The sequence below is a fragment of the bacterium genome (genome assembly GCA_012517375.1).
In the GTDB taxonomy this organism is placed as follows: Bacteria; Hydrothermota; Tepidihabitantia; order B3-TA06; family B3-TA06; genus JAAYVC01.
In genome coordinates this window covers 1-9,079 of record JAAYVC010000061.1, presented here as the reverse complement: position 1 = coordinate 9,079, position 9,079 = coordinate 1, and the positions used below count along the sequence as shown (strand labels likewise).

At 45.8% G+C, this 9,079-nt stretch carries 7 protein-coding genes; 3 read left to right on the top strand and 4 right to left on the bottom strand.

Annotated elements, in window-relative coordinates:
- Positions 1-288: 288 nt before the first annotated feature.
- The 3 genes from GX441_06855 to GX441_06845 all read left to right on the top strand — a co-directional run bounded on the left by GX441_06855 (position 289) and on the right by GX441_06845 (position 2,657).
- On the top strand, positions 289-1,374 hold the full coding sequence (locus GX441_06855; protein NLI98363.1) for a histidinol-phosphate transaminase: 1,086 nt from the start codon (positions 289-291) through the stop codon (positions 1,372-1,374).
- A gap of 164 nt (positions 1,375-1,538) precedes the next feature.
- Positions 1,539-1,871: a hypothetical protein gene (locus GX441_06850; protein NLI98362.1), complete on the top strand. Its 333-nt coding sequence runs from the start codon at positions 1,539-1,541 to the stop codon at positions 1,869-1,871.
- A 348-nt stretch (positions 1,872-2,219) separates the two neighbouring features.
- Complete coding sequence (locus GX441_06845) at positions 2,220-2,657, top strand: GNAT family N-acetyltransferase (protein NLI98361.1); 438 nt, start codon at positions 2,220-2,222, stop codon at positions 2,655-2,657.
- Between the two features lie 221 nt (positions 2,658-2,878).
- Here the strand turns inward: GX441_06845 and GX441_06840 are convergent, their stop codons facing one another.
- The 4 genes from GX441_06840 to GX441_06825 form a co-directional block, all read right to left on the bottom strand.
- Positions 2,879-3,802 carry a methionyl-tRNA formyltransferase gene (locus GX441_06840; protein ID NLI98360.1) on the bottom strand — a complete coding sequence of 308 codons (924 nt, stop codon included), beginning with the start codon at positions 3,800-3,802 and terminating at the stop codon, positions 2,879-2,881.
- Position 3,803: 1 nt separating this feature from the next.
- Positions 3,804-4,247: a preprotein translocase subunit YajC gene (yajC, locus tag GX441_06835; GenBank protein NLI98359.1), complete on the bottom strand. Its 444-nt coding sequence runs from the start codon at positions 4,245-4,247 to the stop codon at positions 3,804-3,806.
- Between the two features lie 606 nt (positions 4,248-4,853).
- A complete protein-coding gene (locus tag GX441_06830; protein NLI98358.1) occupies positions 4,854-6,203 on the bottom strand; it encodes a sigma-54-dependent Fis family transcriptional regulator in 1,350 nt (449 codons plus the stop codon).
- Positions 6,204-6,213: 10 nt separating this feature from the next.
- Complete coding sequence (locus GX441_06825; protein NLI98357.1) at positions 6,214-8,673, bottom strand: hypothetical protein; 2,460 nt, start codon at positions 8,671-8,673, stop codon at positions 6,214-6,216.
- Between the last annotated feature and the right edge of the window lie 406 nt (positions 8,674-9,079).

Sequence of the window (9,079 nt, the reverse complement as noted above, 5' to 3'; positions counted from 1 at the left end):
TCGGCCAATGCGGCTTCCAGCCGCTACTTGTCCAGCTTTTGACCATCTTCTGACCAGCTTTTGTCCACGTTTTGACCATGATTCCTGACCTCAAAGAGTTAAATCTGACTTGATTCGGGGTCCCCAACGGGGTGCTGCGCACCCCGTTGGGGTGTATTAATTCGGACCTCAAAAATTGACCTGAATCACCAATCCGGGCTTGACTGGAAAATTCAAGACTGATTCCGCTTGACACGCGTCTTCAAGAATGTATAGTCTAGGAAATTTCATAAACTGCCGGAGGTTTCAGTGCTCAAGACGCGCACATCGCTTCAAAAAATCGAGCCTTACAAACCGGGCAAGCCTGTCGAAGAACTTGCACGGGAGTACGGGATTACGGGCGAAATCATAAAGCTTGCATCGAACGAAAATCCTTTGGGCGCCTCGCCTAGGGCATTGGCAGCACTTTCTCAATCGCTAAACGAAACGCACCTATATCCGGATAATACCTGCTATGCGCTCATCAATCGCCTTGCGAAAGTCCACGAGATTTCAGCAAGGTCTATCACCATAGGTAACGGTTCGGTGGAGATTATCCTTAATGCTGCTCTTGTCTATGCTGAGCCTGGGACTGAAATAATAATGAGCGATGTCAGTTTCGTGATGTATCCGATAGCCGCTCACATCTCAGGCGCGCAACCGGTAAAGATACCGACCAAAAACTTCAAGCACGACCTTGAAGCCATGCTCAAAGCAGTGTCAGAAAAGACAAGAATTATATTCCTCGATAATCCAAATAATCCCTTGGGTTCGGTTATCTCAGCAGGCGAGCTGGATGCTTTCGTGGAGCGAGTTCCGGAACATGTTCTTATAGTTATTGACGAGGCGTATTACGAGTATGCTGGAAGCCTTGATTATCCACAGTCGATTAATTACGTTAACTCCGGTCGCAACGTGCTTGTTTTGAGAACCTTCTCTAAGATATATGGACTTGCCGCATTGAGGGTGGGCTACGGATTCGGCAAACCTGAAATTGTTGAATGTTTGAACAAGGTCCGATTACCGTTTTCCGTCTCGAGGCCAGGACAGGCGGCTGCGGTTGCAGCCCTTGATGATGACGAACACAGGGATGGAAGCCGGGCGCTTAACGAACAAGGAAAGGTGTATCTGACGAAAGAATTCGAGCGGATGGGGATTGAATACGTTCCGCCTAATGGAAACTTCATCTTCGCGCGTTTTAAGCAGGACGCGTTGCCGATAGCGAAGGCCCTTGAACAACAAGGTATAATCGTCAGACCAGTCCAGACGCCTGATGCGCTGCGGATTACCATAGGGACTCCTGAACAGAATCAGCGGTTCATCAAGGCTCTTGAAGGGATACTGGGCGCTAAATAAAAACACTGAATTAAAGTTATCAACGGTTCATAAAAAACAAAAGATACTACAAATAGTGTCATCGTTAGATAGTGCTTTTGTAAGTATTAACTGAAAAGTGACGTAGATACGTTATCTTGACACCATTCTTTCCTATTCTACAATATAGCGTATGAGGAGACAAAATGACAGGCGTAAATTCAACATATCATATACCCCCAGAGGAAGCGATGGGAGAAGTTGCAAAGAGACTCTTTGAGGAAGAGACCGGCTTGAAAATAGATGTGAAAAGCTGGTTATACAATTATCTTCCGGAGAGCAGTGTTGCTGTCGCAAGGTTTGCTTTGTTGAAAGGCCAGTCAACGATTTTTAACGATGTTCGTGTTTTCGGTAAGTATGAGAGCGATAATTCCTGTAAGATGCACGTGAGGGCTAGCATAAACGGTTTACCGCCGACTGTTAGAGAGTTCTTCGTTTTGAAAGAATGCGAGAGACTGAATTACTCTTACGCAAGCTAAAATCTAACTTCAGCAACACAGCCTTTTTGATGACTATCGTGTAGTTCGCCTCAGGGCGAAGTATGCAGATGCCCGAAGCCAGGTTTTCTTGAAAAGAAGCGGCGCTTACCCCCTGACCTTCTTCTTTTCATGCGGCATGCCTGAACATCAGAGAGGCTTAAGTTTGCATGCTGGGTTGAATAGAAGATCACCCGCAGGCAAAAGGAATAGACAACAGAATGGAAACTCAAAAAGCTATACTGCTTCGAATATTTGATAAATATCAGCCCGTAGGCGGTATGTCTCAAATTTAAATCTATGAGTGAACAAGACCCTTGACAAGGGGCTTGTTTTTACTAAATTATTCGTATGTCAGGAGTAAAAATAAGACCACTAAGACTCGATGAGTATGAGGAAATAGTTAGTCTTTGGCACAAAGCCGGTCTTCCAATAAAGGAAAATGGACGCGAATCGCGTCAGGCCCTTCTAGAGCAAATGAAAAATGACCCTGAATTCTTTATCGGAGCCGAGATAGACGGCAGGCTTGCTGGTGTTATCATTGCCTCAAGCGACGGACGCAAGGGCTGTCTCAACCGGGTAGCAGTCGATCCCGAGTTCAGGGGCAGAGGGGTTGCCGCCGCCCTCACCCTTGCCGCCGAAAACGTTCTGCACCAGAAGGGCATAAAGGTTATCGGCCTTTTGATTCATCGTTCAAACCTTGCAAGTCGCGCACTTGCGAAAAAGCTCGGCTACGTTGAGCACGAAGATATAGTCTATCTCTCAAAGCGTGATTCCGAGGAGGATTAGCCGTATTTCTGTCCGAAAGTTTCTACAAAATATCCACTTAATTAGAACAATTCCAGGCAACATTTGTCCTTTCCTGTACGTCTTAATTATAGACGATCCGACTCCGCATGTAGAAACCGTTATATTTTACGGTTTCTAAACGGGACAATTTGAGCAAAACCGACTATAGGTCGGTTTTGCTGTTTTTTTATCGAATCAACTTTTAAGTACTATAAAAAACGTCAATTACCAAGTATCTCTTCTTTGCGGGGACGATAGCCGTTAGTAAAAGCTGAGGCAGGCATTGCCCTTTTTCCTTCAGGTTTGACCTCGGTTAACTCCACGAGTCCAATCCCGCACTGAACCAGCAGGCTTCCCCGAGAATGAATGAGTGCTCCAGGTCTGCCGGATCCCTCTCTATCAGCCAATCTTGAATGCACTATTTCGATCCTCCTTCCCCTGAAAGTTGTAAAAGCCAGAGGCGAAGGAGAAAGCGCTCGTATAAGGTTATGAACCATCCATGAGGGGTTCTCCCAGTTGATTAAGCGTTCACAATTACGTATTTTAGGAGCATTAGAAACACCTTCGAAGGATTGAGGTTTCGGATTTATGGTCCCTTCGAGCAGACCGGTGATTGTTTTTTCGACAAGAAAAGGAACCAATCGAGATACGTGTTCCGATAACTCTCCGCAGGTTTCGTCAACTTCTATCGGAAGACTCTCCTGGATTAAGATTCCGCCCGCATCAACTTTTTCAGACATCTGGATGATTGTTACACCTGTTTCGGTTTCGCCTGACATTATCGCACGCTCAAGGGGTGCGGCTCCCCTGTAACGTGGAAGAAGTGAGGGATGTACGTTTATTGCCCAGCGAGAGATGCTCAGAATCTCCGCAGAGAGTATCTGGCCGTAAGCGAAAAGTACTAAGAAATCGGCGCCCTTTTTTTTGCACCATTCTACCGTGGATTCTGAGTTAACATCCTGGGGCTGGAAAACTTCAATCCCTAAGTTCTCTGCCTCCACTTTGATAGGAGAGGGTTTTAGTTTGAGTCCTCTTCCTTGCGGCTTATCTGGAGCCGTAATAACGCCCTCGACTTCGCCAATCGAAACACACCGCCGCAAAAGGGGTATCCCGATGGCGGCGGTGCCTAGATAGAGAATCTTCAGTTTATTTTTTTCCGGAGATGGCGGATTTGTCTATTTCCAGTTCTGTTTTGTCGCCGGATTTAATGATGATTGTTTCTTCCTTGACTTTCACAATGGTTCCATGTATGCCGCTTGAGGTCATTACCATATCTCCGCGCTGGAGCGCATTGAGCATCTCCTTGTGTTTTTTCTGGCGTCTGCGTTGAGGGATAAACATTATCAGGTAGAAGACCACAAGGATTCCCAGAAGCAATACCCATGTTAGCCATGGTGAGCCGGGCTTTTGCTGGCCCTGCTGCTGCTGTCCGGCCTGAGGCTGTGTAGTCTTTTGAGGTTCGGCCTGCGGTTGAGATTGAGTTGCAGAACCGCTTTGAACCTGGGCTGCCGGCGGTTGTGTTTTTCCAGGATCGGCCTGGGGTGGAGCCTGACCCAGAAGTAGCGTTATTAATGCAAATTTAAGAATCATCTTGCCTCCATTTGCAATTAGAAATATTATTCTACGCAAACATCAATAACTGTCAAACCAGGCTTTGCCGTTGACACTGAGTTATGTATATTTATAATTCATTGTTCGTAACGGGGACGTAGCTCAGCTGGGAGAGCATCTGCTTTGCAATCCGCCCCGGGCTTTTTTTTGTACTTTTCCCGCAAGTATTGAGATAAGTCGATTTAAGCGAAAACCAGCGTGTTGATTGAACTTGGTGAGATGGTGTATTGTTTTTATATGGTTCACCTGTTTCACGAAATTCACCGAGTTCACAAAAATTTGGCACAGTTTGCCTAGTAGACGTGTAGGAAAGTGAGCTTCCTTTCCGTATGCGGGTATTGGTTAGCTTTAGTTGACGAGAGCGGAGAGTAGAAATCCCTCGCGTAATCAGCCAATGGACTAGAAGGTAGCATACAGCGACTGTGTTCAGGTAAATTTGCACGTATTTAGTTGTTGAACTCACGAATAGATAACTTCGGCTAAAAAGAAAAAAACTCATACTTTTGGTAATCCAAAACATCACGACAATGATCATTATCGTACTTGTCACCCTGGGTTTTTATCGACTAATCCTGTAACGATCCTCTAAGGCTTCTTAATTTTCATAGTCCTTATCTTTCGGTACAGATTAGTTCTATCTATTCCTAATCTTTTTGCGGTCGTCGATACATTCCATTTTTCGTATTCCAAAACCTTCATTATCAACCGCCGTTCAAAATCTTGTCTAGCCTTGTATAAAGTTATATCCTCATTTAGCGACAAATCGTTGTCGTTTTCCGAAAGAAGGGGCAGATCTTCAGCATAAATAACTGGCTTATTCGACATCGAAACTGTTTTTTCAATAATATTGCGGAGCTGACGAATATTACCATACCAAGGGTAGTCGGTAAGCTTTTTTATCGCATCTTTTTTTAACGTTTTCTTCGGAACGCCGAGTTTTGCACAAAAACACTCAACGAAGTATTCGGCGAGCGCCCGGATGTCTTCCCGGTGTTCACGCAGTGCAGGAACCTGGATATCTATTACGTTAAGGCGGTAGTAAAGATCCTCGCGAAATCTTTTCTTGTGTACTTCCGCCACCAACTCTCTATTGGTGGCTGCAATAACCCTTACATCTATTTCACGGGATATGGTTTCACCAAGCCTTTCTATGGTTTGACTGTCCAAAAATTGCAGAAGCTTGGCCTGGGCCTGAATAGAAAGCTCACCTATCTCATCAAAAAAAATAGTACCGCCGTCTGCTGCCTCTATGCGACCTTTTTTGTCCTTTACTGCGCCCGTAAAGGCGCCCTTAGAGTATCCGAAAAGCTCGCTTTCAAACAATTCCGAAGGTATTGCGGCGCAGTTAAGCTTCACAAATGACTCAAGCGAACGGTTACTGCGACTGTGAATTGCTCTGGCTACAAGTTCCTTACCTGATCCGGTCTCACCCGTGATTAGCACGTGTGCATTGTTTGATGACGCTTGAACGATTAGTTCTCGTAATCTTGACATGGCAGGTGAATTTCCTACCATTCGATAACGATAACCCATCTCTTCTTCCAGTCTTTCAAGTTTTCCTTGAAGACCGGCATTTAACAACGCATTTCGTACCGATACAATAAGGCGTTCAGTAACTATGGGTTTTTCGAGAAAATCATAAGCACCAAGCTTCAAGACCTTGACCGCCGATTCAATATCCCCTTCCCCCGAGATCATAATTACCGACATGTTTTGATTCGTCTCGCGAATTCTTTCAAGTACCTGGATACCATCTATTCCCGGAAGCTTGAGATCGAGAAGCACCAGATCGGTCTCCTTGAGTGTCAGGGCATCAAGCGCCTCCTCCCCGTCCTTTGTACACACCGTAAGATACCCCTCTTCGGCAAGGATTTCTGAAAAAAGGGTCCTGGTATTTGTATTGTCATCCACAATTAAAATCCTTGATTTTCTCAATCGTCCTCCTTTAAAGCGGTAGCCTTATTGTGAATGTAGTACCCTGCCCCTCTTCGCTGTTAAAATTGACGGTGCCGTTGTGATTTTCTATGAGTTTTTTAACCATGCATAATCCTAGGCCTGTCCCTCCCTCCTTAAGACTGAAGTAAGGCTCGAATATCCTGTTTTTGTATTTCAGAGGAATGCCCGCGCCGGTGTCCGAAACGCTTATCTCGACCCCCTTGGTTTTCCCGGATTCAAGCGCTTCCTCCCGAAGCGAAGCCTTAATAGTTACCTTGCCTTTGCCAGTTATCGCGGCAATGGCGTTATCGACCAAGTGATCTATGGCTATTGAAATCTGAGCCCTGTCGAGCATAAGCTTTGGCAAATTTCTGTCTGTAACGACACTTATCTCTATGCCTGAGGATAACATTTGTTTAAAACGATCCACTACCTCTTTCACGATAAGTTCAAGCGCCACAGACTTGAACTCCGGCATTTCAAGCTTTGTGAAGCGCATAAATCCGTTCGTCAACTTAACAAGCCTCTCCGCTTCTTCAGTCGCCATCAGAGAATATTTCGCCGCTTCGTCTTGTCTTTCCTTGCTGGTTGCGATAAATTTTTGCAACCGGCCGAGCGCCAACTTGATGTTATTTAATGGGTTTTTGATTCCGTGCGCGAGCTGCTGAGCAACAGGCATGAGTGTCGCTACACGCCGCCCGTACTCCTGCTCGGTTACATCTGAAAGACTGACAAGCCAAATTTTTGTTCCCGTCTTGAAGGTCTGAACTTCAACAAGGCGCTCCTTTTCCCCTTGGTCAACGGTGATGGTGACCCTTCTTGGTTCTTCAAGACAGATGGACTCAAGGATTGATCTCCGGAGAGTTTCCATATTCGCATCAATGTCCAAAACCTTGAAATGACGTTTGAGAGTTATTTCTTTTGTTATCCCAAATATATCTCTTGCCGTTTTATTGAAGATTCTTATAAGACCTTTGTTGGATAAAAGAATTATGCCGGAAGATGATTTATCGAGGGTTTTTCGAAAAAGCTTGTTCCTCCTGTAGAGAACGGGAATAATAAGACCACCTGTTACGAATAAAGCCAGGACCAGCGAACTGACAATAATGAGGATAATTGCCTGATTGGATAGCTTCTTCGACATTTTCAAAAGATAGTATTCGACTTCGCCATCAGGCTGATTGGCAAAGAACAGAACTTCTTTGAATTTCCCCTTGTCACTAACTATCTCTCCACCGACTTCATACCCACCACCAACCTCAAATGAACCCATCGGACTAAGACTCGCGTTCAAGATGTGAAGTTTCCCGTCCTGACTTGCGGCTATAATCTCCGGTCGCCCGTCATCATCAATATCACCTGAATCACAGGCCTTTATGCCTGTTCCGTATTTGAAACGTGCTACCTCCTTAAGGTTTCTGTCATAGGCACGCAGAACGCCGTCAGTGTTTCCGACCACAATCTCAGGAACACCGTCTTTGTTAATATCGCAAAGCAGACTGCCCTTATAAGTATGACCTTTTTTGACTACCTTCTCCTGATCACCAGTAGCCCCATCCAAAATAAAAATCCTGTCCTGACCGTAAAAATCTCCATTGTCGGTCGTCTCAATGACAACAATCTCCTTTTTGCCGTCCTTGTTGAAATCGGCAATCTCGATCCCGGTTCTTGAAAAAACTCCGCCGATTTGTTTACTCCAGAGGTGCCGCCCCTGATGATCGAGAACAAAAACGTAGGTATGGATATCGTCAGTCCCATTCATTTGACCGCCGTTTGCAGGGGAGGCCCCACCCATGACTATCTCCAAATCACCGTCCGCATCAAGGTCATCGAACTTGATATCACTGGGATAGAAACCCACCCAGTAATGCCACAACTCCTTGCCCGAGGATGGATCAATGACGAAGACACCTCTTGGCTCGAGATCAAAGCTGGTCCCTGCCGAAAGGAACAGTTCCTTTTTTCCGTCGCCGTTGAGGTCAACCGCACCCTTGAATCCAAAAAAACCGTCCCAGTCGCCGGAGTCGTTGATATCGGTTCCCCTAAGGACTTTCATTCGCTCTTCCAAACGGCCGTCTTTCGTAAAAATAAGAAGAAACGCGCTATCACCCGCTCTTTCCCTTGCTATGACTTCGAGTTCTCCGTCGCTGTCAATATCTACAGCATCTACCGCTTCAGTTCTCTGTTGTGGCCAGTACTGCCATCTTGCTCCGCCGGTTATATCGGTGCAAGACACACCCCAAAGATCGGTATCATTGTTTTTGCGGGACATCACGAGTTCGTCGACGCCGTCTGCATCCAGATCACGGGCAAGTACCCCAGGGTATTCAGCCCTCCAGGCGGGAGAGAATTCGAATTCAAAAAAACCTGCCGTCAAAAGACAAGGCAACGCCATAGAGAGTAGTGTTATTCGAGCGCCGGCTTGGCCGCTTTTCATGTTGCTAAATAAAACAGCCCAACGATTACGCATCTTTCCTCCTACACATAATTATACGTTTTTTAAAGATTTTTCAAGCCCCTTGGCTTTGCTGCGATACGGGGGCGGCTTCCCTGTCGCCCGCGTTGAGTCGCTTGTTTGCTTCTCTATAACCATACAAAATCCTTTGCATTGCCTTCCGAAACGAATACGCGGTTACCCCCCCTCCGTATGATTTAGCTTTCAGACTCAGCTTCGCCATGACGGGGATTATAAGTACCTTTATGTGAAGTCAAGTGCAAGCAGGTAGGCTTTCGCTAAGCTGGCGTCAGTCTTTCCTCAGTAAACCTATTTGTCATAATATGGCTGCGATGTTCCTTATAGGCACGTATATCTCAGACATTTGGATGGCGGAGCGTTCGAAGTCAATCCAATCTGTATGCTGAGCAGCGAAAACAAG

Coding starts and splice junctions, on each gene's coding strand:
- GX441_06850 (NLI98362.1), top strand. CDS start 1,539: ATGACAGGCGTAAATTCAACATATCATATACCCCCAGAGGAAGCGATG.
- GX441_06845 (NLI98361.1), top strand. CDS start 2,220: ATGTCAGGAGTAAAAATAAGACCACTAAGACTCGATGAGTATGAGGAA.
- yajC (NLI98359.1), bottom strand. CDS start 4,247: ATGATTCTTAAATTTGCATTAATAACGCTACTTCTGGGTCAGGCTCCA.
- GX441_06825 (NLI98357.1), bottom strand. CDS start 8,673: ATGCGTAATCGTTGGGCTGTTTTATTTAGCAACATGAAAAGCGGCCAA.